Here is a 25,719-nt window from a genome sequence, read left to right on the forward strand (position 1 = left end):
GGCCAGCCCCCCCCGGCCGCGCCCCCCCCCGCGCCCCGGCGGAGCCGTCTGGTGCCACCCCCGCCCCTGCGGGATGATCCCCCCATGGCCGCACCCCCCGGCACGCACCTCCCCGCCCCCACCGCCCGCTGGATCCTCCTCACCACCGTCCTCGGCTCCAGCATGGCCCTCCTGGACAGCACCGTCGTCAACGTCGCCCTCCCCCGCATCGGCCGCGACCTGAACGCCCCCCTCACCGCTCTCCAGTGGACCGTCAACGCCTACCTCCTCACCCTCGCCGCCCTCATCCTCCTCGGCGGCTCCCTGGGCGACAGATACGGCCGCCGCCGCGTCTTCGTCCTCGGCGTGACATGGTTCGCCGCCGCCTCCCTCGCCTGCGGCCTCGCCCCCACCCCCGGCATCCTCATCGCCGCCCGCGCCCTCCAGGGCATCGGCGGCGCCCTCCTCACCCCCGGCTCGCTCGCCCTCATCCAGGCCTCCTTCCACCCCGACGACCGGGCGCGGGCGGTCGGCATCTGGTCCGGCTTCGGCGGCATCGGCGCCGCCGTCGGCCCGTTCCTCGGCGGCTGGCTGGTCGACGGCCCCGGCTGGCGCTGGGTGTTCCTGCTCAACGTCCCCCTCGCCCTGATCTGCGTCCCCGTCGCCCTGCGGCACGTCCCGGAGTCCTCCGACGAGCGCGCCCACGGCCGCTTCGACCTGCTCGGCGCCAGCCTCGGCGCCCTCGCGCTCGCCCTGGTGACGTACGCCCTCGTCGAGGCCCGCCAGGGCTCCCTGACCGTCGCGCTCACCGCGCTCGCGGGCGTGGCGGCGGGCATCGGCTTCCTCCACGTCGAACGACGCGCCCCGGACCCGATGATGCCGCTGTCGATCTTCGCCTCGCGCCAGTTCACCGCCGTCAACCTGGTGACCCTGTGCGTGTACGCGGCGTTCGGTGGCTTCTTCTTCCTGACCGCGCTCCAGCTCCAGGTGGTCTCCGGCTACTCAGCGCTGAAGGCCGGCACGGCCATGCTGCCGACGACCGCCCTGATGCTGCTGTTCTCGGCCCGCTCCGGCGCGCTGGCGGAGCGGATCGGGCCGCGGCTCCCGCTCACCGTCGGCCCGCTGCTGTGCGCGGCCGCGATGCTGCTGATGCTGCGGGTGGGGGAGGACGCGGCGTACCTCACCGACGTGCTGCCCGCCCTGCTGGTGATGGGCGCCGGCATGGTCACCCTGGTGGCACCCCTGACGGCGACGGTCCTGGCCTCGGTGGACAGCGGCCGGGCCGGCCTGGCGAGCGGCATCAACAACGCGGCCGCCCGGGCGGCCGGCCTCGTGGCGGTGGCGGCCCTGCCCCTGCTGACCGGCATGAACGACGAGGCCTACCGCTCGCCCGACGCCTTCGACACGGCGTTCGGCCACGCCATGCCGATCTGCGCCGCCGTCCTCGTGGCAGGCGCGGTCCTGGCCGCCGCCACGGTCCGCCGTCCGTCCCCCGACTGCGCCCACCCCGAATGCCACCGTCATGGCAACGTGACGACGCCTCCGCTGGAGCCGCCCCGGGAGGGGTACGAGGCCGCGTGACCAGGGGAGCGCCCCGGCTTCGGCGCCTTCCAGCTCGGGAGGAGCCGTGCGAGGGCGGGTGCGGGTGGTGTGTGGTTGCTCGCGCAGTTCCCCGCGCCCCTTCAGGGCGCCCCGCTCACCCCCGGAGCGCCCCGTCCCGCAGACTGTGAGGCATGTCCATTCACGAGAACCTCCTCGGGGGCCCGCCCCCGACCCACCTCCCCGACGACCCGGAGCCCCGCGAGCTGCTCGCCACCGGCACCTCCCCCGCCGACGTCGCCGCCAAGTACCCCACGTCCTCCCTCGCCTGGGCCCGCCTCGCCGACGAGGCCTTCGAGCGCGGCAGCGTCGTCGAGTCGTACGCCTACGCCCGTACGGGCTACCACCGCGGCCTCGACGCCCTGCGCCGCAGCGGCTGGAAGGGGCACGGTCCGGTGCCCTGGGAGCACGAGCCGAACCGCGGCTTCCTGCGCGCCCTGCACGCCCTCGCCCGCGCCGCCGAGTCGATCGGCGAGCGGGAGGAGTACGAGCGGTGCAGCCAGTTCCTGAAGGACTCCTCGGAAACGGCGGCGAAGACGCTGGGCTGAAGACGCCGGGCCGACCCGTACGGAGGGTCCGCTTCCGCACCTGCGGGGGCGGGCCCCCGCGGATCTTCGGCACCTTGCGGGCCCCCGGCCGATTGCGGAGGATGCCGTTGGGGACCGGGGCCCCCGTGCCGGCATCGGCAGGGGCGGACCGCTACCCGGAGTAACGCAGGAGACAGCGATGTCCCAACCGGCTCACGAGCCCCACGAGCCCGAGACCCCGCATCTCGACTTCGACGGCACGACCCCCTACGAGGACTACGTCCGGGCCGACGTGCTCACCCACCTCCAGCACCCCCTCTCCGACGACCCCGGCGAGATGGTCTTCCTGGTCACGACCCAGGTCATGGAGCTGTGGTTCACCGTGATCGTCCACGAGTGGGAGACCGCCGCGCACGCCCTGCGCAGCGCGGACGACGTCCCCACCGCGATCGCCGCGCTCAAGCGTTCGATACGGGAGCTGGAGGCGCTCAACGCCTCCTGGACCCCGCTCGCGCACCTCACCCCGGCGCAGTTCAACTCCTACCGCTCCGCCCTCGGCGAGGGCTCCGGCTTCCAGTCGGCGATGTACCGGCGCCTGGAGTTCCTGCTCGGTGACAAGTCCGCGTCCCTGCTGGTCCCGCACCGGGGCGCGCCCCGCGTCCACGCCGAGCTGGAGAAGGCGCTGCACGAGCCGAGCCTCTACGACGAGGTGGTGCGGCTGCTGGCCCGCCGGGGCCACGCGATCCCGGAGTCCGTGCTCCACCGTGACGTGTCGCTGCGCTACGAGCCGTCCGCCGAGGTCGAGCGGGCCTGGACGGCCGTCTACGCGGGCGACCCCGAGGACGAGCTCGCCCGCCTCGGCGAGGCGCTGACCGATGTCGCCGAGCTGGTGTGGCGCTGGCGCAACGACCACCTCGTCGCCACCCGGCGCGCCATGGGCGCCAAGGCCGGCACGGGCGGCTCGGCCGGCGTCGCCTGGCTGGAGAAGCGCGCGCGCCACAATGTCTTCCCCGAGCTGTGGACGGCGAGGTCCCATGTCTGAGCCGATCGTGTCCGAGCCGGCCGCCGTGTCCCCGCCGGACGGATCCGAGCCGGCCGCCGTGTCCCTGCCGGACGGATCCGGGCCGGCCGCCGTGTCCCCGCCGGACGTGTCCGGGCCGGCCGCGCGCGCCGTGGAGCTGGACGCCGAGGACGAACTGGCCCCCCTGCGCGCCAGGTTCGTCCTCGAAGGCCCCGACGAGAGCCCGGGCGGTGCCGCCGTCTATCTCGACGGCAACTCGCTCGGCGCGCTCCCCGTCGGCGTCGCCGAGCGCGTCGGCGACGTCGTGCGCCGGGAGTGGGGCGCCCTGCGGATCCGCTCCTGGGAGGAGAGCGGCTGGTGGACGGCGCCCGAGCGGGTCGGCGACCGGATCGCCCCGCTGGTGGGCGCGGCGCCGGGCCAGGTCGTGGTGGGCGACTCGACCAGCGTCAACGTCTTCAAGGCGCTGGTCGGAGCGGTACGGCTGGCGCGGGGCGGCGCCGGGCGCGCGGCTGCGGACCGGGACGAGATCCTGGTGGACGCCACCACCTTCCCCTCCGACGGCTACATCGCCGCGTCCGCCGCCCGGCTGACCGGCTGCACCCTCCGCCCGGTCGCCCCCGCCGACGTCCCCGCGGCCCTGCGCGAGGGCGGCGGCCGTACGGCGGCGGTGCTGCTGAACCACGTCGACTACCGCACCGGCCGGCTGCACGACCTGCCCGCGCTGACCGCCGCCGTGCACGCGGCGGGCGCGGTCTCCGTCTGGGACCTGTGCCACAGCGCGGGCGCGCTGCCGGTGGGCCTCGACGCACACGGCGTGGACCTCGCGGTCGGCTGCACCTACAAGTTCCTCAACGGCGGGCCCGGCGCACCGGCGTTCCTGTACGTGCGCGAGGAATCGCAGGAGCGCTTCGACTCGCCCCTGCCCGGCTGGAACTCGCACGTACGTCCGTTCGGGATGCGGCCGGAGTACGAACCGGCGCCCGGCGCCCTGCGCGGCCGGGTCGGCACCCCCGACATCCTGTCCATGCTCGCCCTGGAGGCGGCGCTGGACGTGTGGGAGGGGGTGCGGATCGAGGCGGTGCGCGCCAAGTCGCTGGCGCTCACGGACTTCTTCCTGCACTGCGTCGGGGCGTATCTGCCGGCCGGCCGGGTGGAGTGCGTGACCCCGGCCGCGCACGCGGAGCGCGGCAGCCAGGTGGCGCTGCGCTGCCCGGACGCGGAGGAGGTGATGCGCCGGCTGATCGCCCGGGGCGTGGTCGGCGACTTCCGCGCCCCGGACGTCCTGCGCTTCGGGTTCACCCCGCTGTACCTCGGCTTCGCCGACGTGGAGCGGGCGGCCCGGGTGCTGGCGGAGGTCGTGGCGGAGGTCGACGCGGCGGAACCGCCCCGATCTCACCCAGCGTGACATCCGGGTGCGGGCGCACGTCACCGGGCTGATACCGTCCCGGCAACCGGCCGGAAACCCACCGGCCACCGTCAGCCCAATTACGCACCGCCGCTGAGAGGTTGGACCATGCCGGACCAGGCCGCCGCCGCTGCCCGCGACGCCGCCGAAGAGGCGTCCGCCCTCTCACACCCGCCCGTCGCCCCGGACGCCACGGCCGCGTACGGCGCTCACCCCGATCAGGTGATCGATTTCTACGCCCCGCGTGACATGGCCGGAAATGTCCTGTCCGGGGCGGAGGCCGGGACCGGGGCGGCGGGGTCCGCGCCGCTCGTGGTGGTGCTGCACGGCGGGGCCTGGCGCTCCCGGTACGACCGCCGGCACGTCACCCCGTTCGCGGACTTCCTGGCCCGCCGCGGTTTCGCCGTGGCGAACGTCGAGTACCGACGCGGGGCGGCGGACGGGGCGGCGGACGGCGTCGCGGACGGCGCGGACGGGCCGGGGGCCGGGGTGACGCCGGTCGCCGGGCGGTGGCCGGAGACGTTCGACGACGTGGCGGCGGCACTGGACGCGCTGCCCGCGCTCGTCCGCGAGGCCCTCCCGCGGGCGGACGTCCGCCGCACGGTCCTGACCGGCCACTCGGCGGGCGGCCACCTCGCCCTGTGGGCCGCGGCCCGGCACGTCCTGCCCGCCGACGCCGCCTGGCGCACCGACCGGCCGGCCCCGCTGCGCGGCGTCGTCGCCCTCGCCCCGGTGGCGGACTTCGAGGTCGCCGAGAAGCTGTCGGTGTGCGAGGGCGCCCCTCGCCAACTGCTCGGCGGCGACGAGCACTTCGCGCTGCGCAGGCCGTACGCGGACCCGTCGCTCCTGCTCCCCACCGGTATCGCGACGACGCTGGTGCAGGGCCGTACGGACGTGGTGGTGCCGCAGGCGGTGGCGGAGTCGTACGCCGACGCGGCGGCCAAGGCGGGCGAGGTGGTGGGACTGACGCTGCTGGAGGACGTCGGCCACTTCCCCCTGATCGACCCGGTGGCGGACGCGTGCGCGGTGGTGGCGGAGGAGATCGCCCAACTGGCGTGGTGACCGCCCGGCCGGCGTGGTGACCGCGGGCCCGCGTCGCCGCTGTAGTACCTGAGAGGGAGGCCCGGAAACCCCTCCCGGTGAGGACGACGGCGCCCCCGCCCGCCGCCTACCGTCGTCACCGTGACCGAGACGACCCAGACGCACATGAGTCCACCGCGGAGCGGGATGACGGAGCGCAGCCCCGAACTCCGCCTGTTCGCAGGCGTGTTGAACGGCCTGCGGAGTGACCTGTTCCGCGACGTCCTCGCCTACCGCCCGCTGCCGCCGATGCGTGCCGACGGCCCGCTGCTCCGGGGACTGCCCGGCAGGGTCCGGGAGTACGCGGCCTGGGCGCCGCACGCCCTGGTGGCGGCGGCCGGCACCGTGGCGATGCTCGTCGTCTGGGCGGAGCGGGACGGGGGCGCGGCGGCCGTGGCGGCCGGGCTCCTGGTCCTGGTGCCGGTGCTGCTGACGCTCGCCCGGCCCGTGGGAGCCTTCTGGCTCTCCCTGGCGGTGGCCCCGGTCGCCACCGAACTGCTGGACGACTCCTGGAGCGACTGGCCCTGGCCCGCCGGTGTGTTCGTGGGCCATCTGACGGTGCTCATGGTCGTCGCGATCCGCACCCGGCCCCGCACGGCGTGGTGGATGTGGCTGCTGACCGGGGTGTACAGCCTGTCCACCGACCCGTTTCTCGCCGGGACCCACTACCAGCCCGCCAACACCGCGCAGATGCTGACCACGTCGGCCGTCCTCCTGCTCGCGGTCACCATCTGGCACGTACGCCGCACCGCCGAGCGCCGGGTCAGCGCCGAGCAGACGCAGACCGAGCGGGAACGCTCCCGGCGCACCCTGCTGGAGGAGCGCACCACCATCGCCCGGGAACTGCACGACGTGGTCGCCCACCACATGTCGGTGGTCGCCATCCAGGCGGAGGCCGCCCCCTACCGGGTCGAGAACCCGCCGCCCGAGCTGGAGAAGGCCTTCGTCACCATCCGGGAGAACGCGGTGGCGGCACTGACCGAGCTGCGGCGCGTCCTCGGCGTCGTCCGCGCGGAGGACTACGAGGTCCCGGACGCCCCGCAGCCCACCCTGGCCGACTTGGACGCCCTGCTCGCCAATGTGCGGGAGGCCGGCCTCGCGGTGGAGAAGGTGGTGACGGGCGCGGTGCGGGAGCTGCCGCAGGGCGTGGAGCTGTCGGCGTACCGGATCGTGCAGGAGGCGCTGAGCAACAGCCTGCGGCACGCGCCGGGGGCGGGCGCCCGGGTGGAGATCGGGTACGTGCTCGGCGGGCTCGGGCTGCGCGTGGTCAACGGCCCGGCACCGCAGCCGTCCCTGGTCAAGCCCTCGCCCGGCGCCGGGCACGGCATCACGGGGATGCGGGAGCGGGTCACCATGCTCGGCGGGGAGATGACGGCAGGACCGGCCGACGACGGGGGGTACGAGGTGACGGTGTTCCTGCCGGTCGCCACGGTCGCCACGGTCACCACGGCCGCCGAGGACGGCGCGGCCGCCGGGACCGCCGGGGCCGCTAAGGACACGGCGTGACGGACGGGACGGCGACGGGCGGCCGGCCCGCGATACGGATCGTGATCGCGGACGACCAGATGATGGTGCGCGAGGGCTTCTCGGTCCTGCTCAACGCGATGCCGGACATGGAGGTCGTCGGGGAGGCGGTCAACGGGAGGGAGGCCGTGCGGCGGGTCCGGGAGCTGGCCCCGGACGTGGTGCTGATGGACATCCGCATGCCGGAGCTGAACGGCATCGAGGCGACACGGGAGGTCGTCGCGGCCGACGGGCGCACGAAGGTGCTGGTGCTGACCACGTTCGACCTGGACGAGTACGTGTACCAGGCGCTGCGGGCGGGGGCGTCCGGTTTCCTGCTCAAGGACGCCTCGGCGCGGCAGTTGGCCGACGGGGTGCGGGTGGTGGCGGCGGGGGAGGCGCTGCTCGCCCCCTCGGTGACCCGGCGGCTGATCACCGAGTTCTCCCGGCTGGCCGACGCCCCGAAGCTGCCGGCCGCGGCCCGGGGCGCGTACGGGGAGCTGACCGAGCGGGAGACGGAGGTGCTGGTGCTGATCGCGCAGGGGCTGTCCAACGCGGAGATCGCGGGGCGGCTGGTGGTGGCCGAGTCGACGATCAAGACGCATGTCAGCCGGGTCCTGGTGAAGCTGGGGCTGCGCGACCGTACGCAGGCGGCGGTCTTCGCCTACGAGGCCCGGCTGGTCACGCCGGGCTGACGCGGGACGCCGACGCCGGGGGGGGCGTGCCGCGGCCGGCGCGGACGGCGTCGTCGGTGCCGCGCGGCACGGCAGGGCCCCGGCGGACCCGGACCCCTGGTCAGCCGGGGTCCCGCTCGGTTAGCGTCCCCGCATGGCTGCCGTTGTGTCCGATCTGGCGTTCGACCCCTGGGACCCGGGGTTCGTCGCCGACCCGTACCCCGCCTTCGCCGAGCTGCGCGCCCGGGGCCGGGTGCTGTACTACGAGCCGAGCGACCAGTGGCTGGTGCCGCACCACGCGGACGTCTCGGCGCTGCTGCGGGACCGCCGGCTCGGCCGGACGCATCTGCACCGCTTCTCCTACGAGGAGTTCGGCCGCACCCCGCCCCCGCCGGAGCACGAGCCGTTCCACACGCTCAACGACCACGGCATGCTCGACCTGGAGCCGCCGGACCACACCCGGATCCGGCGGCTGGTGTCGAAGGCGTTCACCCCGCGCACGGTGGAGCGGCTGCGCCCGTATGTGCACGGGCTCGCGGACGAGCTGGTGGCCCGGCTGGTGGCGGCGGGCGGCGGCGATCTGCTGACGGACCTGGCCGAACCGCTCCCCGTCGCGGTGATCGCCGAGATGCTCGGCATCCCGGAGTCCGACCGTGCCTCGCTGCGGCCCTGGTCGGCCGACATCTGCGGGATGTACGAGCTGAACCCGTCCGAGGAGACGGCGCGGCGGGCGGTGCGGGCGTCGGTGGAGTTCTCCGAGTATCTGCGCGGTCTGATCGCGGCCCGCCGCAAGGAGCCCGGCGAGGACCTGATCTCGGGTCTGATCGCGGCCCACGACGAGGACGACCGGCTCACCGAGCAGGAGATGATCTCCACCGCCGTCCTGCTGCTGAACGCGGGCCACGAGGCGACGGTCAACGCCACCACCAACGGCTGGTGGGCCCTGTTCCGTCACCCCGGGCAGCTGGCGGCCCTGCGCGCGGACCACTCCCTGGTCCCGTCCGCCGTCGAGGAGCTGCTGCGCTACGACACCCCGCTCCAGCTCTTCGAACGCTGGGTCCTCGACGAGATCGAGATCGACGGCACGGTGATCCCCAGGGGCGCGGAACTCGCCCTGCTGTTCGGCTCGGCCAACCACGACCCCGAGGTGTTCGAGGCTCCGGGCACCCTGGACCTCGCCCGCCGCGACAACCCGCACATCTCCTTCAGCGCCGGCATCCACTACTGCATCGGCGCGCCCCTCGCCCGTATGGAGCTGGCGGCCTCCATGACCGCCCTTCTCACCCGCGCCCCCACCCTGCGCCCCACGGCGGAACCGGAGCGCAGGCCGAACTTCGTCATGCGCGGCCTGGACGGCCTGACCGTCGAGGTCGGCTGAGGCTGCCGGGGGCGCTCCGGGGAGCCGTCACCCGCCCCCCGGCAACGTCAGCCCCCACGCCCCCTCCCGTGCCTCCCACGTCCGGGTCCGTACGGGGCCGGACGGGACCGTGTCCGCGCGGTAGTGGAAGTCGGCGCCGGAGACCGTGATCCGGCGGCCCGTCGCCCGCAGGGGTTCCACCGCAGCGCCCAGGGCCACCGGGCGCAGCTCCACCGCCACCAGGCCGCCCGCGGCCCCGAGCCGTACCGTCACGGATTCCAGCGGCTGGTCCAGGTCCACCACCGTCTCGCCGTCGACCTCCACCCGCAGCCGCTGCGGCCCCTCGCCGCCGGGCCGGGCCGGGCGGGCGGCCAGCGTCCGCGCCAGGGAGCGGCAGGTCCGCAGCCAGGGCCGCGGCCGGCCCCCCGCCGCACGCCCCGCCGCACCTCCCGCCGCCTCCGTCTCCGGCCCCCACCCGTCCTCCGGGCCGCCGTCCGCCGGGGAGCCCCCGGCCCCGGAGGGGATGCGCACGCCGCCCAGCACCACTCCGTCGCTGTCGTCCACCAGCAGGTCGAGGCGCCGTTCCCGCCCCTCCAGGACGGCCCGCGCCGCCGCCACCGCGCCCCCCGGCACCCCCAGGGACCGGGCAAGGGCCACCGGACCGCCCACCGGCACCACCGACACCGCGCATCCGGCCAGTTCCCGCCGCCGGTGCAGCAGGGCCACCGTCCGCAGCAGCGCCCGGTCGTCACCCACCACCACCGGCCGGCGCGGGCCGCGCCGCAGCAGCGCCCGCGCGAACTCCTCCGGTCCCTCCGGCAGGCACACCTTGGTGGCCGCACCCGCGCTGAGCACGTCCTTCGCGATCCGTACGGACTCCCCGTCGGTGCGCCGGGCGGCCGCGTCCACGACCACCAGGAGCTGTTCGGACGTCGCGGAAGGGGACGCGGAAGTCATCGCGGTAGTCGCCACCTCGGCCATGCCTCGCTTCCTCGGGTAGCATCTTTGTGCAAGAGCCCCTTGCGCTATTGCGCCAGGGGCTTCGTCTATACCGGGGCATCCGGGTCCGACGGTGCGCGGCCGACGAAGGCCGCCAGGGTGCGTGGCACAGGGTGGTGCCCGTACGCCCCCGACCTTGGACATGCCCCGCCCGGAAGGGGTGTACGCGCGTGCCCGCACTTGTGCTGCTCGGTGCTCAGTGGGGTGACGAGGGCAAGGGAAAGGCGACCGACCTGCTCGGTGGCTCCGTGGACTACGTAGTGCGTTACCAGGGCGGCAACAACGCCGGCCACACGGTCGTCGTGGGCGACCAGAAGTACGCACTCCACCTCCTCCCCTCCGGAATCCTCACCCCGGAGTGCACTCCGGTCATCGGCAACGGTGTCGTCGTCGACCCGTCGGTCCTGTTCTCCGAGCTGAACGGGCTGAACGAGCGAGGCGTCGACACGTCCAAGCTCCTGATCAGCGGAAACGCTCACATCATCACGCCGTACAACGTGACCGTCGACAAGGTCACCGAGCGGTTCCTCGGCAAGCGCAAGATCGGCACCACCGGGCGCGGCATCGGCCCGACCTACGCCGACAAGATCAACCGCGTGGGCATCCGGGTGCAGGACCTGTACGACGAGTCGATCCTCACCCAGAAGGTCGAGGCGGCGCTCGACGCCAAGAACCAGATGCTCACCAAGCTCTACAACCGCCGCGCGATCGCCGTGGACCAGGTCGTCACCGAGCTGCTGACCCACGCGGACCGCCTCAAGCCGTACGTCGCCGACACCACCCTGGTGCTGAACGACGCGCTCGACGAGGGCAAGGTCGTCCTGTTCGAGGGTGGCCAGGGCACGCTGCTGGACATCGACCACGGCACCTACCCCTTCGTGACCTCGTCCAACCCGACGGCCGGTGGCGCCTGCACCGGTGCCGGTGTCGGCCCGACGAAGATCAGCCGGGTCATCGGCATCCTCAAGGCGTACACCACCCGCGTCGGCGCCGGGCCCTTCCCGACCGAGCTGTTCGACGAGGACGGCGAGGCGCTGCGCCGCATCGGCGGCGAGCGGGGCGTCACCACCGGCCGCGACCGCCGCTGCGGCTGGTTCGACGCGGTCATCGCCCGCTACGCGACCCGCGTCAACGGCCTGACCGACTTCTTCCTCACCAAGCTCGACGTCCTCACCGGCTGGGAGCAGATCCCGGTCTGCGTGGCGTACGAGATCGACGGCAAGCGCGTCGAGGAACTCCCGTACTCCCAGACCGACTTCCACCACGCGAAGCCGATCTACGAGAACCTGCCGGGCTGGTCGGAGGACATCACCAAGGCGAAGTCCTTCTCCGACCTGCCGAAGAACGCGCAAGGCTATGTGAAGGCGCTGGAGGAGATGTCCGGCGCCCCGATCTCCGCGATCGGCGTCGGCCCGGGGCGGGACGAGACGATCCAGATCAACTCGTTCATCTAGCCCGCCCCACGCGGGAAGCACGTCCTTGCGGGCCCCCGCGCCCCGAGCCGGTGACCGACGGCCACAGCGCCCGTCGGTCACCGGCTCCGGCATGCGGGGGCGGCCCGGGGCGCCGTCACCGCACCGCCGCCCCGTCCAGCGCGTTGTTCACCAGGGCGGTGGCGTACTCCTCGTCCAGGGGCGCGTCGGGGAGGAGCAGACGGTTGTAGCAGGCGCCCCAGAGCTGGTCGACGAGGATGCCGAGGTCCATGTCGGAGCGGAGCTGTCCGCGGTCGCGGGCCCGCTCGAACGCGGCCAGTGCCAGCGCCCGGCGCGGCGCGGAGTAGTGCCGGGAGAACGCCGCCGAGAGCTCCGGGTCGGTCTGTGCCACCCCGATCAGCCCCGCGATGGCCGTGCCCGTGCTGCCCCGCGTCACCAGCCGCACGAACGCGCGCAGCTGGGAGGTGAGGTCGGCCCGTATGTCGCCGGTGTCCGGGAACTCGAGCTGCTGCTCGCTGTGGGCGAAGAACGCCTCCGCCGCGAGCGCTCCGGCGGACGGCCACCACTTGTAGAGGGTCATCTTGCTGGACCCCGCCGCCGTGGCGACCCGGTCGAAGGTCACCGCCTTGATCCCCTCGTTCAGCAGCAGGTCGGCGGCGGCCCGCAGCACCCCCGTCCGCACCTCCTGCGCCGGCCGCCGTCCCCGTCCGCGCCGGGGCGGGGGCGTGTTCAGGGGCTTGTCCGTCATGTGTGCGTTCCCTCTTCCATGTCCGCGCTCCTTCTTCCGGGTCGGCGACGGCCAGCTTAGTGGACAGGTTGTCTTTATGTGGCTACGGTTATGTGTACGGCAAGTCCACATACCTGGGAGCCCCCATGCCTGAGAACCAGACCCCCGCAGACCGGCCGACCCCGCGCGTCGCCGTCGTCACCGGCGGATCCGGCGGTATCGGCCGGGCCGTCGTCGAACGCCTGGCGGCGGACGGGACGGCGGTGCTGGTGCACTACAGCGGCAACGAGGCGAAGGCGCGGGACGTCGCCGGGGCCGTCACCGCCGCGGGCGGGCGGGCCACGGTCTTCGGCGGCGACGTCGCCGACCCCGAGGCGATGGCGGCGATGTTCCGGCACGCCACCGAGACGTTCGGCGGCATCGACGTCGTGGCGCACACGGCCGGCATCATGCCGCTCGCCCCGATCGCGCGGATGGACCTGGACACCTTCGACCGCGTCCAGCGGACCAACGTCCGCGGCACCTTCGTCATCGACCAGCTCGCCGCCCGCCAGGTCTGCTCCGGCGGCGCGATCATCAACTTCTCCACCTCCGTGACGCGGCTCCAGTTCCCGGGCTACGGGGCCTACGCGGCGTCCAAGGGCGCGGTGGAGGCGATGACCCTCATCCTCGCCCGGGAGCTGCGCGGCCGTGACATCACGGTCAACGCCGTCGCCCCGGGCCCCACGGCCACCCCGCTGTTCTTCGAGGGCAAGAGCGAGCAGGACATCCAGCGCATCGCGGGGCTCAACCCGATGGAGCGGCTGGGCACGCCGGAGGACATCGCCGAGGTGACGGCGTTCCTCGCCGGCCCGGCGCGCTGGGTCAACGGCCAGGTGCTCTACGCCAACGGCGGGGCCGCCTGATGTCCGTCGTCCTCGTCACCGGTTCCAGCACCGGCATCGGCCGGCTGACCGCCCTGACCCTGGCCCGGCAGGGCCACCGCGTCCACGCGAGCGTGCGCTCCCTCACCAGTGCGGACGGTGCCGCCGCGGCGGCCGACTTCGCCCGGATCGCGGCGGCCGAGCACCTCGACCTCGCCGTGCTGGAACTCGACGTGACCTCCCAGGAGTCCGCGGACGCCGCCGTGTACCGCGTGGTCGACCGGGAGGGCCGCCTCGACGTCGTCGTCAACAACGCCGGGCACCTCTACGTCGGCTACGTGGAGGCCTTCACCGACGACGACCTGACGCGGCTGCTCGACGTCAACGCGGTCGGCGCCCACCGCGTCAACCGCGCCGCCCTGCCCCACCTGCGCGCGCGGCGCTCGGGCACGCTGCTGTACGTGGGCAGCACCATCGTCGTGACCACGCCGCCGTTCCTCGGCCCGTACGCCGCGTCCAAGGCCGCCTTCGACGCCCTGGCGGTGACGACCTCCTACGAGGTGGCCGAGTTCGGCATCGAGACCACCATCGTCATGCCCGGGGCGATCACCCGGGGCACCTCGCACTTCCCCCGGGCGAGCCACGCCTCCGACACCGCGGTCGCCTCCGCCTACGCGGCACTCGACCCGCTGGTCGCCCGCAACGAGGCCGCCACGGCGAGCCTGGTGCGCCCCGGCGTCGACCCGGATCCGCAGGGCGTCGCCGACGAGATCGCCCGGGTGCTCGCACTGCCCCACGGGGAGAAGCCGTTCCGTACCGTCGTCGACTTCACCGGGGCCGGGGTCGACCACGTCATGGCCTTCTCCGATCTCACCCGGGAGACCTTCGTGCACCGCATGGGCTTCGGCGGCATGCTGCGACCGCGCGCTCAGCCGCCGTCCGCCGAGCAGCGGGCGGCTAGCTGAAGACGATCATCGAGCCCTGCGCCAGGCTCCGCGTCGCCGCCGCGTGCAGGCCGAGCCAGACGTGGCGTTCGCGGGCGAAGGGGCTGGGGTCGTACGGGGGCGCGGGGGCCGGTTCCTCCAGGTCCGTGGGGCCCGCCGGGGGCTGCGGCGCGGCCGGGGGGTTGGCCGGGTCGATGCCGATCGCCGGGGCCACCGCCTCCAGTTCGCGCAGCAGGGTGTACGACGAGCCCAGTGGGCCGCCCCCGGCGAGGAGTTCGTCGTTGGACAGCGGAACGGGGAACTCCACGGGGACGTACGCGCCCGCGTGGTCGTAGTGCCAGACCAGGTGCGAGCGCTGGGCGTTCTCCTCGAACATCTCCAGCAACTGCTCGTAGTCGCCGCCCAGTTCGTCCACCGGCGTCACCGCGAGCCCGCACACCTGGAGCAGATACGCCCGGCGCAGGAAGTGCAGGGCGTCGTAGTCGAAGCCCGCGACCGGGGCGACGTCCCCGGACAGTCCCGGCATGTACTGGTACACCGGCACCGGCCCCATCCCGGCCTCGGCGAGCGCCTTGTCGTAGAGCGCGAGTTCCTCGGCGAAGGGGTTGTCCGGGGTGTGGCACAGCACGTCGACGAGCGGGACCAGCCAGAGGTCACATGCCAACAGGGAGCTCCTCGTGATCAAGGGGGGGGAGGGGGACGGGGGACCGTGGGAAGCCTAACGAAAGGGTGTGCGGTCCCGGTCAGGCGTCGCCGCCCGGCCGGGTCGTTATGGTGCCCTTCCCGTCCAGGTCCCACACCCACACGCCGCCCACCCATGTACCGGGGTCACCGGTGAGGTCCTGCACGGTCTTGCGCAGCGCCTCGTCGCCCGCCTGCGGTGCCAGCACCAGCACGCCCGCCTTCCAGTACGCGAAGTCGGCCCGCGCCTGCCGCCGCCAGCTGTCGAGCTCCAGGTTGGGCGCGGTGCCGCTGTTGCGGACGTCGCTGAAGAGGTTGGACGTGGCGCGCGGGACGGCGCCGTAGATGCCGATGCGGTCGGGTCCCCAGGGGCCGTTGAAGTAGCCGCCCGGCAGCCTGAAGCCGAGGCCGGCGGCGGTCTGCCAGTGCAGTGCCTCCGCGTACCCGGGGTCGGGCAGCGGCACCGGCACCAGGGTCTCGCCCGGGCCGACGTACGACTTGTAGGTGCCGTCCGCGATGAACGCCGGCACCTTCTCCCGGGGAACCGTCTTCAGCGGCGCCGGGACGATCGGCAGCAGCGCGGCGACGACGGCCGCCAGGCCGACGAGCCGCGCGCCCGTGAAGGCACCGGAACGGGACCCGGTCGCCGCCGTCGGCTTCGGCGCGAGGCGTTCCAGCGCCAGCGCGAGCAGCATGCCGAGCGCCGGCGCGCACACCATCGCCACGCGCCCCTCGATCACCGACTCGAACAGCGGCCGGTGCGCGAGCAGCTTCCACGGCCCCGGCAGCGTGGTGTCCGTGAGCGGGAGGCGCACCTTCGGCCCGAGCGACAGCAGCGCCGCCCCGGCCGCCGTGACCGCCAGCGCCTTGACCAGCGCCCTGTCCCACAGTCGTACGACGATGCCGAGCGCGAGCAGCGCCAGCGGCCAGCCGTAGAAGGCGTTCTGCTCGGTCGGGTTGAGCGACAGCGCGTTCGCGTGGTCCGCGTCGCCCGCCAGTGACCGCTCGGCGAAGGCGATCAGGGCGAGCGGGCTGTTGCCCGCGTTGTCGCCGTGCAGCACGCTCTTGTAGCTCTGCGGCCCGAAGAACTGCCAGTACAGCGCGAACGACACCAGCGGCAGACAGACCGCCGCCGCGATCCCCAGCCCCTTCGCCAGCGGCCGCCACGCCGCCCGCGCCACGTCCCGGCGCACGACGGCGTAGGAGCCCGCGAACAGGACCAGCCCCAGCGCGGTGAGCAGCAGCGGCTCCTCGCCCAGATAGATCTGGTACGCCGTCATCACGCCGAGCACGATCCCGTCGCGCCCCACGCGGGTGCCCGCGCACAGCCGCAGCGCCCGGTCGATCATCAGCGGGATCATGAACAGCACGACGAAGTTGGGGTGCGCGTTGGCGTGGCTGACCATCGGCGGCGCGAACGTGGCGAGCGCGGCCCCGGCGAAGGCCGCGCCCCGGTGCCGTACGACCCGCTTGACGATCAGCCAGTACCAGGCGGTGGCGGTGGCGGCGAGCCCCAGCGTCATCACCAGCGCCAGCGACACCGCGGGCCCGAGCCACAGCGTGAGCGGCGCGAACGGCACGCTCAGCCCCAGCATGACCGTGTTGGCCATGAGGTTCACGCCGTCCGGGAAGCCCTGGAGGGTGGTGAACAGCGGGTTGCGCAGGTGACTGACGTTGTCGGCGGTGACCGCGAAGAACCACTCCCACTGGTTCTGGTCCTGGAGGGAGTCGGGCAGATAGCGGTGGTCGGGACCGGCCCAGCGGCCGGAGTACAGCAGGAAGGACAGCAGCAGGAACAGCACCGGCACCAGCAGGTCGGCCGGGCGCACCGCGCGCACCTTGAGGACCGTGAGCTCGGCCAGCATGCGGCCGTAGTCCAGGGGCCGCACCTTCGAGCCGGGCTGGTGCGCCCAGCGCACCGGCACCTCGGCGACGGGCCAGCCGGAGCGGCGGAAGTGCTGGAGTATCTCCACGTCGATGCCCCAGCCGTCGAGCCGGGAGGCGGCGAACGCCTCGCGCGCCCGGTCGCCGTCGAACAGCTTGAAGCCGCACTGGGTGTCGCGGATGCCGGGCACCGCGACCCCGCGTATCAGCACGTTCCCGGCCCGCCCGAGCAGTTCCCGTATCCGGTGCTGATGGCGTTCGATCGTGGCGCCGTCGGTCGCCCGGGAGCCGATCGCGGCCGCGCTGCCGTCGGCGAGGGCGGCCTCGAGCCGGTCCAGCTCCTCGATGGGCGCGGCCAGGTCGGCGTCGGTGACCAGCACCCGGCGCCCGCGCGAGGCGAGCACCCCGAGCCGCAGCGCATGGCCCTTGCCGCGGTTGGCGGGGCTGCTCAGCAGCCGTATGCGCGGATCGCGGGCGGCGGCCCCGGCCACCACCTCGCCGGTGGCGTCGGTGGAGCCGTCGTCCACGACGAGCACCTCCCACGCGTCCGGGCGCCCGTCGCCGCCCCCGCCGCTCTTGCTCAGATACGTGACGATCGCGTCCAGCGTGGGCGCCAGGCGCCGCTCCTCGTTGTACGCGGGCACGACGACCGTCAGGTCGATGGAGGTGGCCGACATGTCCTCTATGACGTCCTGGGCGGCGGTCCGGCTCATCCGACGGCCGCCAGCCGTTCCAGCAGGGCCAGGGAGTGCGCGTCGTACGCGGTGACGACGGCGTGCGCGCCGGCCGGGTCGCGGCGGGCGAGCGCGTCGACGAGATCGGTGTGGCCGGCCCAGAGCAGCCCCCGCAGCGGGGGCGCCCCCGCGGGCCGGTCGGGGTCCGGGGGGTCCGTCCGGTTCCCGGGGGCGGTGACCCGGCGCAGGTGCTGCACCGCGCACGCCCAGGTCTGCACGCGCAGCCGGTGCAGGAAGTCGGTCAGATACGGGTTGCCGCACAGCCCGCCCAGCTCGCGCCAGAAGCGGACGTCGTAGCCGATGAGCACGTCGAGGTCGCCCGCGGCGGCCGCGCGCCGGGCCTCCTCGCCGCGCCGCCGCACCCCGGCGAGCGCGCCGGCCGCGCCGGGATCGGCGTCCAGGTCGATGCCGGTCGCGGTGAGCCGGCGGAAGATGCCGTCGGTGACCAGCGCGCGGGCCTGGAGCATGCCGCGGTAGTCCGCGAGGGAGTAGGCGCGCACCTCGAAGCCGCGGTGCTGCACCGCGTCGAGCAGCCCCTGCGCGGACAGGTCGACCAGCGCCTCGCGGACCGGGGTGGCCGAGACGCCGTACTGCTCGGCGATCTCCTTCACCGTGAACTCCTGCCCCGGCTGGAGCCGGCCGGCCAGCACCTCGTCGCGGAGCGCGTCCGCGAGCTGCTGCCGCAGGGTGCTGCGGGTTACGGCGCCGTTGCCGCCGATGCCGGGCATGCTGGCCTCGCTCCCATCCGCGCTGAGGTCGCGCGCGGGTGCGCGCGGGGGACGTGCGTCCGCGAAACGTACGTACGCGCGAGGCACGCACCTTTCTCCGAGCACGTCACCTTACGCTGCACGGGTTGCGGGCAGGGGCGGACCGTGGTGGCGGGGATCGCGGGTCCGCGTCGCGGGAGCGTGGGTCCCGTGGCGTGACACTGTTCCGGCCCGGTCACGGTCGGGTGCGGGACGGAACCGGACCCGGGCCCGGGTCGGTCGTGAACCGCGACGGTCACTATTCTCGGCCGGGGTTCCAGGCACGGGGGCGGCGGCCCCGGGGGAGGACGGTGCGGCGGTGGAGCAGCTCGGTGCGGGGGATCCGCAGGTCATCGGGGGGTACCGGCTGCTGGCGCGGCTCGGCGCCGGGGGCATGGGGAACGTGTATCTGGCCCGGTCCGACCGGGGCCGCACGGTCGCCGTGAAGCTCGTCCGGCGGGAGCTGGCCGAGCGGGAGGAGTTCCGCGCGCGGTTCCGCCAGGAGGTCGGGGCGGCGCGCCGGGTCGGCGGGGACTGGACCGCGCCGGTCCTGGACGCCGACACCGAGGCCGAGGTCCCGTGGGTGGCCACCGGGTACGTCGCCGGGCCGTCCCTGGAGTCCGTGATCAGCCGCGACCACGGCCCGCTGCCGGAGAGTTCCGTACGCTCCCTCGCGGCCGGGCTCGCGGGCGCCCTGCGCGACATCCACGCGGCCGGGCTCATCCACCGCGATCTCAAGCCGTCCAACGTGCTCGTCACGATCGACGGGCCGCGCGTCATCGACTTCGGCATCGCGCGGGCGCTGGAGACGGCGGGCGACGAGGGCCTCACCCGCACCGGCGCGCTGGTCGGCTCGCCCGGGTTCATGGCGCCCGAACAGGTGCGCGGCGACCGGATCACCCCGGCCTGCGACGTCTTCTGCCTCGGCTCGCTGCTCGCCTACGCGGCCACCGGGGAGCTGCCGTTCGGCGCGGCGGACAGCGGGGCGCACGCGCTGATGTTCCGCATCGCGCAGGAGGAGCCGGACCTGGCGAAGGTGCCGGAGGGGCTGGCCGGTCTGGTACGGGACTGTCTGCACAAGGACCCGGCGCGGCGGCCCTCACCGGCCCAGGTGCTGGCCCGGACGGGGGCCGGGGACACGCTGGCCGACGGGCGGCTGGGGGAGCCGTGGCTGCCGGGGGCGCTGGTGGCGCAGCTGGGGCGGCACGCGGTGCGGCTGCTGGAGGTGGAGAGCCCGGGGCCGGTGGCGTCCGCCCCGGGGGTGGAGAGTCCGGGGCCGGTGGCGTCCGCCCCGGGGGATGTGGTGCGGACGCCCACGCAGGTGGTCGGCGGGAGTGGAGGCGCGGGCGGGTACGCGGGCGCGGGCGGGGGTACGCCGCCCCCGCCCGCGTACCCGGGTTTCGGGCCGCCTTCCGTGCCGGCGCCTGCCCCGGTGCCCGCGCCGAGGGCAAGCCGGCGGGGGACTCTCGCGCTGGTCGCCGTGGCGGTGGTCGTGGCGCTGGGCGCGGGTGGGGCGGTGCTGGCGGTGATGCGGGGCGAGGGCGACGGCGGCGGTGGCGGCACGGGCGGGCACGGGGGCACGGCGTCCGCGTCCGCCACGACCGGGTCGCCGTCCACCGGCACGGGGGCGGTGCCGGAGGGATACGTCGGGACGTGGACGGCGAGCATCGACAACGCGAACGGGCACAGTACGCGGCGGCTGGTCGTGAAGCAGGGAAAGGTGGGGGAGAAGGTGCTGACGCTCACGGCGGAGGGGCCGGCGGGGAGCGGGACGTACCACTGCGTGTTCGTGGCGGAGCTGGCGGCGGAGCCGGTGGAGGGCGGGCCGGTGTCGATCGGGCCGTCCACGGTGCGGGACGCCCGCCCGGCAACGTCCTGCACCCCGGGGGACCCGACCCGGCTGACCCTCCTCCCGGACGGCCACCTGCGCCGCACGACGAGCGACGGCGAGTCCCTGACATACGCCCGCCGGGGCTGAGTGGACCCCGAACGGGGCTTCGCCCCGTTGCGCAGTTCCCCGCGCCCCTAAAAAGCAGGGGGCGCCACCTGCTTTTTTAGGGGCGCGGGGAACTGCGCGATCAACCACGACGCACCCGCACCCGCCCACGAACCCACCCACCCGAGCTCTCCGGCGCCCTCCCCACCCACCCCGGGGGGCCTGGGGGCGGAGCCCCCAGGTCAGGGACGGGACGGGTAGGGGCGGCGGGGGCGAAAAACTACCCCCGCGGCTCCGGCGGACGTTGGCGCGGCATGTGCGGCCGGGGCAACGACGCCCGCGCCCCCGCCACCGGCGGCGCCTCCGGCCGCGGCGGCCCCACCCCCACCTCCCCCCGCACGGAAGCGACCCCCACCCCCCGGAACTCCACCATCCACCCCGCCGTCTCCCCCCGCACCAGCTCCCCCACGTCCTCGGCGAACCCCCGCAGCACCCCCAGGCACCGCTCCGCCGCCTCCGCGGCAGTCCCCTCCGCCGGCCCCAGCACCTCCCGCACACTCTCCGCCGCCCAGTCGAACTGCAACGCCCGCAGCCTCCGCTGCACCGCCTGCGCCGTCGCCACGTCCCGCATCCACCCGGACGTCACCCCGAAGAACCGGTCCCCGGCCACGCACGCCGCCCCGAGCAGCAGCGCGACATACGCCCACGGCACCACCCCGCCGACCACCCCGGTCACGTCGAGCAGCGGCAGCACCGCCCCGCACACACCCCCCGCCGCCGCCCCGCCCCGCAGCACCCGCGCCGCCCGCCGCTTGCCGACCCGGTCGGCGAGGTACCACGCGACCGTGTCCAGCGCCCCGCGCTCCACCCACAGGTACAGCTCGTGCAGCCGCTCGGCCGGCTCCCCCCAGTCACCCTGCGGAAACGGCCGCCCGGCGAGGTCGACCGGCCACGGCCGGACACCCCCGCCACCCCGGACGCTCCCCTCGCCCCGGCCGTTCTCCTCACCCCGGCCACCCCCGCGCGGACCCTCCGGCTGCACTCCCGGCTGACTCACCCGGCACTCCCTCCTGAACGGCACGGCCCCCCTTCCTACCGCCCAATGGGTGGCGAGGGAGCGGGTTTCGCCGCTTATCCGCCAGGACGGGGGGCTTGGTCAGGTATAGGGCGCCCCCCGATTTCACTCGAAAGAGTGGCGGAGCGCAGCTGCCGGAGAGCACGTAGGCTCGTGCCGAGCGGAAAAACCGAGCCCGCGCGCACCCGCGTCCGAGCGGGGACGGGCGGCCACGAGCCGCACAGAAGCGCACACGTGCCGTACACAACAGGAGCTGATCGTGATCCCCGGTGGTGGCCAGCCCAACATGCAGCAGCTGCTCCAGCAGGCCCAGAAGATGCAAGCGGACCTCGCCCGGGCCCAGGAGGAACTGGCGCGCACGGAGGTCGACGGGCAGTCGGGCGGCGGCCTGGTGAAGGCGACCGTGACCGGTTCCGGCGAGCTGAGGGCGCTGAGGATCGACCCGAAGGCGGTGGACCCGGAGGACACCGAGACCCTGGCCGACCTGGTCGTCGCGGCCGTCCAGGCGGCCAACGAGAACGCGCAGACCCTCCAGCAGCAGAAGCTCGGCCCGCTGGCCCAGGGCCTGGGCGGCGGCGGCATCCCCGGTCTGCCGTTCTGACGTCCCCCTGACGTCCCTTCTCAGTGGCACGGCGGCCAACTACCGTACGTACCAAGGAACCGAGCCCGGCACCGCACGGAGGACCGGGCTCACACGGGAAAGGCACATCCGTTGTACGAAGGCGTGGTCCAGGACCTCATCGACGAGCTGGGGCGGCTGCCCGGCGTCGGTCCGAAGAGCGCGCAGCGGATCGCCTTCCACATCCTCCAGGCGGAGCCGACCGACGTACGCCGCCTCGCGCAGGCGCTGCTCGAGGTGAAGGCGAAGGTCCGCTTCTGCGCGGTGTGCGGCAACGTCGCCCAGGAGGAGCACTGCGCCATCTGCCGTGACCCCCGCCGCGACCTGGCCGTCATCTGTGTGGTGGAGGAGCCGAAGGACGTGGTCGCCATCGAGCGCACCCGCGAGTTCCGCGGCCGCTACCACGTGCTGGGCGGCGCCATCAGCCCGATCGAGGGCGTCGGCCCCGACGACCTGCGCATCCGGGAGCTGCTCGCCCGCCTCGCGGACGGCGCGGTCAACGAGCTGATCCTGGCCACGGACCCCAACCTGGAGGGCGAGGCCACCGCCACGTACCTCGCCCGGATGATCAAACCCATGGGCCTCAAGGTCACCCGCCTGGCCAGCGGCCTCCCGGTGGGCGGCGACCTGGAATACGCGGACGAGGTGACCCTCGGCCGCGCCTTCGAGGGGAGACGACTCCTAGATGTCTGACGCCACGCTGCACTCCAAGACCCAGAACCCCGACGACTTCGCGGTCCAGGTCGCCGACCAGATCGAGAGCTTCCTGGTCGCCGTCACCGAGGTCGCCCGGGGCGACGAGCCGGACTCGGCCGTCCCGTTCCTCCTCCTGGAGGTCTCCCAGCTGCTGCTGGCCGGCGGCCGGCTCGGCGCGCACGAGGACTTCCTCCCCGAGGAGCGCTACGAGCCCGACCCGGGCCCCGAGCCGGACGTCGACGAGCTGCGCGAACGCCTGGCCAGGATGCTGGACCCGGTGGACGTCTACTCGGAGGTCTTCGACCCCTACGAGCCCCGCAAGGCCCCGGTCCCGGCCCGCATCTCGGACGACCTCGCGGACGTCATCACCGACCTGCGCCACGGCATGGCCCACTACCGCGCGGGCCGCAGCACCGAGGCCCTGTGGTGGTGGCAGTTCTCCTACTTCTCCAACTGGGGCTCCACCGCCTCCGCGACCCTGCGCGCCCTCCAGTCCCTGGTCGCCCACGTCCGCCTCAACCAGCCCCTGGAAGAACTCGACGGCCTGGACACCGACCAGGACCTCGGCGAGGAGATCCTCGCGGAGGAGGCGGGCCGCGTCATGGCGGAGGAGATCGGCGAGCCGCTGGGCGTGCGCCCGGTGAGGTGACACCACGCGGCACTCACCGACGCGGCCCGGCCACGGCTCCGTGCAGCGCCGCCGCGTCGACGTGGGGCGCGGTCGATGTCGGCACGCTGTACCAGCGCAGCGGCCAGGTGTTGCCCTCCAGCGCGGGGATGCCGATGTAGGTGACCGTGCGCTCGCCGTGGCCGGAGAGCCGCTGCACACCGGTCGGCCAGTCGTACCGCCGTACGGTGCCGGGCGGGAGCAGGAAGTACACCCAGCGCCCCCGCGCCGCCTCGCACACGATCGGCCCCGCGTCCTCGTCCGTCGCCTCGATCAGATGGTCGGCGACCAGTTCCCCGCGCAGCCCCTCGATCCGTACGGCGTCGAAGTGGACGCCGGTCACATGCAGCCGGTGACCGGAAGGGGGGACCCACACGGGCCGGTGAATTGTGCTCGTCATGGTCACACCGTGCCGCTCAGCTCTCTACGGTCGGTAGCGACCCGGGGGATACGCGCCCCGGCGTACCCGTCGGAGGTGGTTCCCGTGCCCGGCCAGAACAACTCCCAGCCGCCCGTCGCCTGGCGCTACAGCGGCAACCAGATGAAACGCTGGCGCACGAAGGCGAACATCAGCCGCGAGCAGCTCGCGGAGGCGGCCAGCTACTCCCCGGACACCATCAAGTCCATGGAGCAGGGGGTGCGTATGCCGACCCCGCGCGTCCTCGACGTCGCCGACGAACTGTGCCACGCGGAGGGCCTGTTGAGCGCGGCGAAGGACTACCTGCTGCGAGAGCGGTTCCCGGCGCGGGCGCAGGACTTCATGGAGAGGGAGAAGGAGGCGATCAGTCTCTGGTGGTACGAAGTCGTCCTCATTCCGGGCTTGTTGCAGACCGAGAGCTACGCGCGTGCGCTGATCGAGAATCGGCAGCCACCGCTGGAGAAGGAGACGGTGGAGGAGCGGATCGCTGCGCGGATGGAGCGACAGGCCTCACTCACCGAGCGGAAGCCTCTGGTGTCCTTGAGCTTCGTTCTGTACGAGGCAACTCTGCGAAACCCAATGGTGGACGTTGAGCAGATGACTCGATTGCTGGAAGCATCGACGGCCAGGAACGTCGTCTTGCAGGTGTTGCCATTCGAACGCGTCATCAGCGACGCGATCATGGGGCCGATGGTGCTTCTGGAGTCCCGCGATCACGAGCGCTATGCCTTCACGGAGGGGCCGTTCGCCAGCGAACTTTCGGCCGATCCGGGGGTTGTCAGCCGCGTGTCGGAGCGGCTTAGCATGATCCGCGCGCAGGCCCTCAGCCCGGCTGAGTCGGCCCGCTTCATCGAGGGGATGGTGGATCGGCAATGAGCGACCAATTGAAGTGGTTCAAGTCCAGCTACAGCGACAGCGAGGGCGGTAACTGCGTCGAGATCGCCCAGGCATGGTTCAAGTCCAGCTACAGCGACAACGAGGGCGGCGCGTGCGTCGAGGTCGCCCACGGTGACGTCGTGCACGTCCGTGACTCCAAGGCCGCCCCCACCGGCCCCGAACTCCGCATCGCCGCGCCCGCCTGGTCGGCGTTCGTCGCCGCAGTTCGACCCTGATCGCGCCGTTGACCTTCGCGGATCTTCCCGTAGTGTGTGGCCGGGTCGAACGCCCTCCTCGACCCGCCTCGACGTGTGCCCCGGCAGGGGCGCCCGCTCGATGACGAATGCGCCGACGCAGGAGGGAACCCCCCATGCCCGCGAAAGTTCTCATCACCGGTGCCGGAGGCATGCTGGGCGGCGCCGTCACGGCCGCGTTAGCCGCCCGGCACGAGGTCGTCGGGTGGTCCCGCAGCCGGACGGGGCCCGACCTGTTCAGCGTCGACGCGACCCGTGCCACCGAGGTCGACCGCTTCTTCGACGGTCACCGTCCGGACGTCTGCGTGCACCTCGTGGCCTGCGCCGATGTGGCGGTATGCGAGCGGGACCCCGGACTGGCCCACGAACTGAACGTCCGGACCACCGAGAACGTGGCCCGGGCCTGCGCACGCCACGCGGTCGGGCTGGTCTACACGTCGACCGAGTACGTCTTCGACGGCACGTCGGAGTCCGGCTACGCGGAGGACGACACCCCGAATCCTCTCCAGATCTATGGTCGGACCAAGCTCCTCGGCGAGGAGCGCGTCCGTGAGGTGCCCGGGCACCTGACCGTCCGCCTCCCCATCCTCTACGGCCCGCCCGTTCCCGGCCGTGCCCACGGCTGGGTCGAGGCCATGCTGCGCGCGCTGGGGGAGGGGCGCCCCGTCGAACTCGACGACGGCGTCGAGCGACAGCCCACATGGACCGGGGACGTGGCGAGAGCCCTGGAGCAGGCCGTCTCCGGCCGGATGACGGGGGTGCTGCACGTGGCGAGCCGGGAACGCCTGACGAAGCTCGCCTGGGGGCGGCGGATCGCCGAGGCGGCGGGACTGCCGGCCTCGCTGCTCCGCCCCGCCCGCCCGGTGCCCGACGGGCACGGCGTGCCGCGCCCCGCGCGCCCCTGGCTGCTGACCGGCCGGCTGGAGCGGCACGGCGTGGACGTGCCGGCGGACGTCCCCCACCACGTGAAGTCCCACGTCCGCTCCCTCGGCTTCTAGGCCCGGCGGTCGCAACCGTTCATC

Annotated in this window: 25 protein-coding genes; 18 read left to right on the top strand and 7 right to left on the bottom strand. The window is 73.9% G+C overall.

All coding sequences use genetic code 11. From position 1 onward, the window contains the following. Nucleotides 1-84 precede the first annotated feature (84 nt). The 8 genes from IO29_RS34850 to IO29_RS34885 all read left to right on the top strand — a co-directional run bounded on the left by IO29_RS34850 (nt 85) and on the right by IO29_RS34885 (nt 9,166). A complete protein-coding gene (locus IO29_RS34850) occupies nt 85-1,560 on the top strand; it encodes an MFS transporter (protein ID WP_030381971.1) in 1,476 nt (491 codons plus the stop codon). Nucleotides 1,561-1,712: 152 nt separating this feature from the next. Beyond that, nucleotides 1,713-2,126, top strand: coding sequence for a DUF3151 domain-containing protein (locus IO29_RS34855; RefSeq protein ID WP_030381970.1), 414 nt, complete (start codon nt 1,713-1,715; stop codon nt 2,124-2,126). A gap of 178 nt (nt 2,127-2,304) precedes the next feature. Continuing rightward, complete coding sequence (locus tag IO29_RS34860; protein ID WP_030381969.1) at nt 2,305-3,147, top strand: tryptophan 2,3-dioxygenase family protein; 843 nt, start codon at nt 2,305-2,307, stop codon at nt 3,145-3,147. Continuing rightward, nucleotides 3,140-4,531, top strand: coding sequence for a kynureninase (gene kynU / locus IO29_RS34865; RefSeq protein ID WP_078618454.1), 1,392 nt, complete (start codon nt 3,140-3,142; stop codon nt 4,529-4,531). Before IO29_RS34860 ends, kynU begins: the two co-directional genes overlap by 8 nt. A gap of 108 nt (nt 4,532-4,639) precedes the next feature. After that, complete coding sequence (locus tag IO29_RS34870; RefSeq protein ID WP_030381967.1) at nt 4,640-5,593, top strand: alpha/beta hydrolase; 954 nt, start codon at nt 4,640-4,642, stop codon at nt 5,591-5,593. Nucleotides 5,594-5,737: 144 nt separating this feature from the next. Continuing rightward, the gene (locus tag IO29_RS34875; protein WP_030381966.1) at nt 5,738-7,117 is read left to right on the top strand and encodes a sensor histidine kinase; all 1,380 of its coding nucleotides are present in this window, start codon (nt 5,738-5,740) and stop codon (nt 7,115-7,117) included. Then, nucleotides 7,114-7,809 carry a response regulator gene (locus IO29_RS34880; RefSeq protein ID WP_078618452.1) on the top strand — a complete coding sequence of 232 codons (696 nt, stop codon included), beginning with the start codon at nt 7,114-7,116 and terminating at the stop codon, nt 7,807-7,809. Before IO29_RS34875 ends, IO29_RS34880 begins: the two co-directional genes overlap by 4 nt. A 133-nt stretch (nt 7,810-7,942) precedes the next feature. Continuing rightward, nucleotides 7,943-9,166: a cytochrome P450 gene (locus IO29_RS34885; RefSeq protein WP_030381964.1), complete on the top strand. Its 1,224-nt coding sequence runs from the start codon at nt 7,943-7,945 to the stop codon at nt 9,164-9,166. A 27-nt stretch (nt 9,167-9,193) separates the two neighbouring features. On the opposite strand, the gene IO29_RS34890 is transcribed toward IO29_RS34885, so the two are convergent. Beyond that, nucleotides 9,194-10,126, bottom strand: a complete 933-nt coding sequence (locus tag IO29_RS34890; protein ID WP_030381963.1) for a hypothetical protein — start codon at nt 10,124-10,126, stop codon at nt 9,194-9,196. Between the two features lie 188 nt (nt 10,127-10,314). On the opposite strand from IO29_RS34890, the gene IO29_RS34895 reads away from it, so the two are divergent. Then, nucleotides 10,315-11,598, top strand: coding sequence for an adenylosuccinate synthase (locus tag IO29_RS34895; RefSeq protein WP_030381962.1), 1,284 nt, complete (start codon nt 10,315-10,317; stop codon nt 11,596-11,598). A 115-nt stretch (nt 11,599-11,713) separates the two neighbouring features. On the opposite strand, the gene IO29_RS34900 is transcribed toward IO29_RS34895, so the two are convergent. Continuing rightward, complete coding sequence (locus tag IO29_RS34900; protein WP_030381961.1) at nt 11,714-12,325, bottom strand: TetR/AcrR family transcriptional regulator; 612 nt, start codon at nt 12,323-12,325, stop codon at nt 11,714-11,716. 125 nt (nt 12,326-12,450) lie between these two features. Here IO29_RS34900 and IO29_RS34905 point away from each other — a divergent pair, with 125 nt between their 5' ends. Further along, entirely contained in the window at nt 12,451-13,209 is a 759-nt protein-coding gene (locus IO29_RS34905; protein ID WP_030381960.1) for an SDR family oxidoreductase, read from the top strand. Beyond that, entirely contained in the window at nt 13,209-14,132 is a 924-nt protein-coding gene (locus tag IO29_RS34910; protein WP_033226528.1) for an SDR family oxidoreductase, read from the top strand. The genes IO29_RS34905 and IO29_RS34910 overlap by 1 nt, the downstream gene beginning before the upstream one ends. Here the strand turns inward: IO29_RS34910 and IO29_RS34915 are convergent. From IO29_RS34915 to IO29_RS34925, 3 genes are all read right to left on the bottom strand, one after another. After that, entirely contained in the window at nt 14,125-14,775 is a 651-nt protein-coding gene (locus IO29_RS34915; protein WP_030381958.1) for a hypothetical protein, read from the bottom strand. The two genes, IO29_RS34910 and IO29_RS34915, sit on opposite strands and share 8 nt — an antisense overlap. A gap of 79 nt (nt 14,776-14,854) precedes the next feature. Beyond that, entirely contained in the window at nt 14,855-17,389 is a 2,535-nt protein-coding gene (locus tag IO29_RS34920) for a dolichyl-phosphate beta-glucosyltransferase (RefSeq protein WP_030381957.1), read from the bottom strand. Next, a complete protein-coding gene (locus tag IO29_RS34925) occupies nt 17,386-18,138 on the bottom strand; it encodes a GntR family transcriptional regulator (protein ID WP_030381956.1) in 753 nt (250 codons plus the stop codon). Before IO29_RS34925 ends, IO29_RS34920 begins: the two co-directional genes overlap by 4 nt. A 337-nt stretch (nt 18,139-18,475) precedes the next feature. Between IO29_RS34925 and IO29_RS34930 the strand changes: the two genes are divergently transcribed. Further along, nucleotides 18,476-20,134 carry a serine/threonine-protein kinase gene (locus IO29_RS34930; protein WP_030381955.1) on the top strand — a complete coding sequence of 553 codons (1,659 nt, stop codon included), beginning with the start codon at nt 18,476-18,478 and terminating at the stop codon, nt 20,132-20,134. A 238-nt stretch (nt 20,135-20,372) separates the two neighbouring features. Here IO29_RS34930 and IO29_RS34935 read toward each other — a convergent pair whose 3' ends face one another. After that, nucleotides 20,373-21,149: an SLATT domain-containing protein gene (locus tag IO29_RS34935; RefSeq protein WP_030994009.1), complete on the bottom strand. Its 777-nt coding sequence runs from the start codon at nt 21,147-21,149 to the stop codon at nt 20,373-20,375. Nucleotides 21,150-21,426: 277 nt separating this feature from the next. On the opposite strand from IO29_RS34935, the gene IO29_RS34940 reads away from it, so the two are divergent. The 3 genes from IO29_RS34940 (at nt 21,427) to IO29_RS34950 (ending at nt 23,131) form a co-directional block, all read left to right on the top strand. Further along, entirely contained in the window at nt 21,427-21,768 is a 342-nt protein-coding gene (locus IO29_RS34940; RefSeq protein ID WP_078618518.1) for a YbaB/EbfC family nucleoid-associated protein, read from the top strand. 111 nt (nt 21,769-21,879) lie between these two features. Next, nucleotides 21,880-22,479, top strand: coding sequence for a recombination mediator RecR (gene recR, locus IO29_RS34945; protein WP_030382716.1), 600 nt, complete (start codon nt 21,880-21,882; stop codon nt 22,477-22,479). After that, nucleotides 22,472-23,131 carry a DUF5063 domain-containing protein gene (locus tag IO29_RS34950; RefSeq protein WP_030382717.1) on the top strand — a complete coding sequence of 220 codons (660 nt, stop codon included), beginning with the start codon at nt 22,472-22,474 and terminating at the stop codon, nt 23,129-23,131. Before recR ends, IO29_RS34950 begins: the two co-directional genes overlap by 8 nt. Nucleotides 23,132-23,144: 13 nt before the next feature. Here IO29_RS34950 and IO29_RS34955 read toward each other — a convergent pair whose 3' ends face one another. Then, a complete protein-coding gene (locus tag IO29_RS34955; protein WP_030382718.1) occupies nt 23,145-23,555 on the bottom strand; it encodes a hypothetical protein in 411 nt (136 codons plus the stop codon). A 78-nt stretch (nt 23,556-23,633) separates the two neighbouring features. On the opposite strand from IO29_RS34955, the gene IO29_RS34960 reads away from it, so the two are divergent. The 3 genes from IO29_RS34960 to IO29_RS34970 all read left to right on the top strand — a co-directional run bounded on the left by IO29_RS34960 (nt 23,634) and on the right by IO29_RS34970 (nt 25,695). Next, the gene (locus IO29_RS34960) at nt 23,634-24,443 is read left to right on the top strand and encodes a helix-turn-helix domain-containing protein (RefSeq protein ID WP_030382719.1); all 810 of its coding nucleotides are present in this window, start codon (nt 23,634-23,636) and stop codon (nt 24,441-24,443) included. Then, the gene (locus tag IO29_RS34965) at nt 24,440-24,679 is read left to right on the top strand and encodes a DUF397 domain-containing protein (RefSeq protein WP_030382720.1); all 240 of its coding nucleotides are present in this window, start codon (nt 24,440-24,442) and stop codon (nt 24,677-24,679) included. The genes IO29_RS34960 and IO29_RS34965 overlap by 4 nt, the downstream gene beginning before the upstream one ends. Before the next feature lie 134 nt (nt 24,680-24,813). After that, nucleotides 24,814-25,695, top strand: a complete 882-nt coding sequence (locus IO29_RS34970) for an SDR family oxidoreductase (protein ID WP_030382721.1) — start codon at nt 24,814-24,816, stop codon at nt 25,693-25,695. Nucleotides 25,696-25,719: the final 24 nt, after the last annotated feature.

Source organism: Streptomyces sp. NRRL F-6676, from assembly GCF_000725625.1.
GTDB lineage: Bacteria > Actinomycetota > Actinomycetes > Streptomycetales > Streptomycetaceae > Streptomyces.

Bases quoted from the DNA above. Each gene is read 5' to 3' on its own strand.
- IO29_RS34850 (WP_030381971.1), top strand. From the start codon at position 85: ATGGCCGCACCCCCCGGCACGCACCTCCCCGCCCCCACCGCCCGCTGG.
- IO29_RS34855 (WP_030381970.1), top strand. From the start codon at position 1,713: ATGTCCATTCACGAGAACCTCCTCGGGGGCCCGCCCCCGACCCACCTC.
- IO29_RS34860 (WP_030381969.1), top strand. From the start codon at position 2,305: ATGTCCCAACCGGCTCACGAGCCCCACGAGCCCGAGACCCCGCATCTC.
- kynU (WP_078618454.1), top strand. From the start codon at position 3,140: ATGTCTGAGCCGATCGTGTCCGAGCCGGCCGCCGTGTCCCCGCCGGAC.
- IO29_RS34870 (WP_030381967.1), top strand. From the start codon at position 4,640: ATGCCGGACCAGGCCGCCGCCGCTGCCCGCGACGCCGCCGAAGAGGCG.
- IO29_RS34875 (WP_030381966.1), top strand. From the start codon at position 5,738: ATGAGTCCACCGCGGAGCGGGATGACGGAGCGCAGCCCCGAACTCCGC.
- IO29_RS34885 (WP_030381964.1), top strand. From the start codon at position 7,943: ATGGCTGCCGTTGTGTCCGATCTGGCGTTCGACCCCTGGGACCCGGGG.
- IO29_RS34890 (WP_030381963.1), bottom strand. From the start codon at position 10,126: ATGGCCGAGGTGGCGACTACCGCGATGACTTCCGCGTCCCCTTCCGCG.
- IO29_RS34900 (WP_030381961.1), bottom strand. From the start codon at position 12,325: ATGACGGACAAGCCCCTGAACACGCCCCCGCCCCGGCGCGGACGGGGA.
- IO29_RS34905 (WP_030381960.1), top strand. From the start codon at position 12,451: ATGCCTGAGAACCAGACCCCCGCAGACCGGCCGACCCCGCGCGTCGCC.
- IO29_RS34910 (WP_033226528.1), top strand. From the start codon at position 13,209: ATGTCCGTCGTCCTCGTCACCGGTTCCAGCACCGGCATCGGCCGGCTG.
- IO29_RS34920 (WP_030381957.1), bottom strand. From the start codon at position 17,389: ATGAGCCGGACCGCCGCCCAGGACGTCATAGAGGACATGTCGGCCACC.
- IO29_RS34925 (WP_030381956.1), bottom strand. From the start codon at position 18,138: ATGCCCGGCATCGGCGGCAACGGCGCCGTAACCCGCAGCACCCTGCGG.
- IO29_RS34950 (WP_030382717.1), top strand. From the start codon at position 22,472: ATGTCTGACGCCACGCTGCACTCCAAGACCCAGAACCCCGACGACTTC.
- IO29_RS34965 (WP_030382720.1), top strand. From the start codon at position 24,440: ATGAGCGACCAATTGAAGTGGTTCAAGTCCAGCTACAGCGACAGCGAG.
- IO29_RS34970 (WP_030382721.1), top strand. From the start codon at position 24,814: ATGCCCGCGAAAGTTCTCATCACCGGTGCCGGAGGCATGCTGGGCGGC.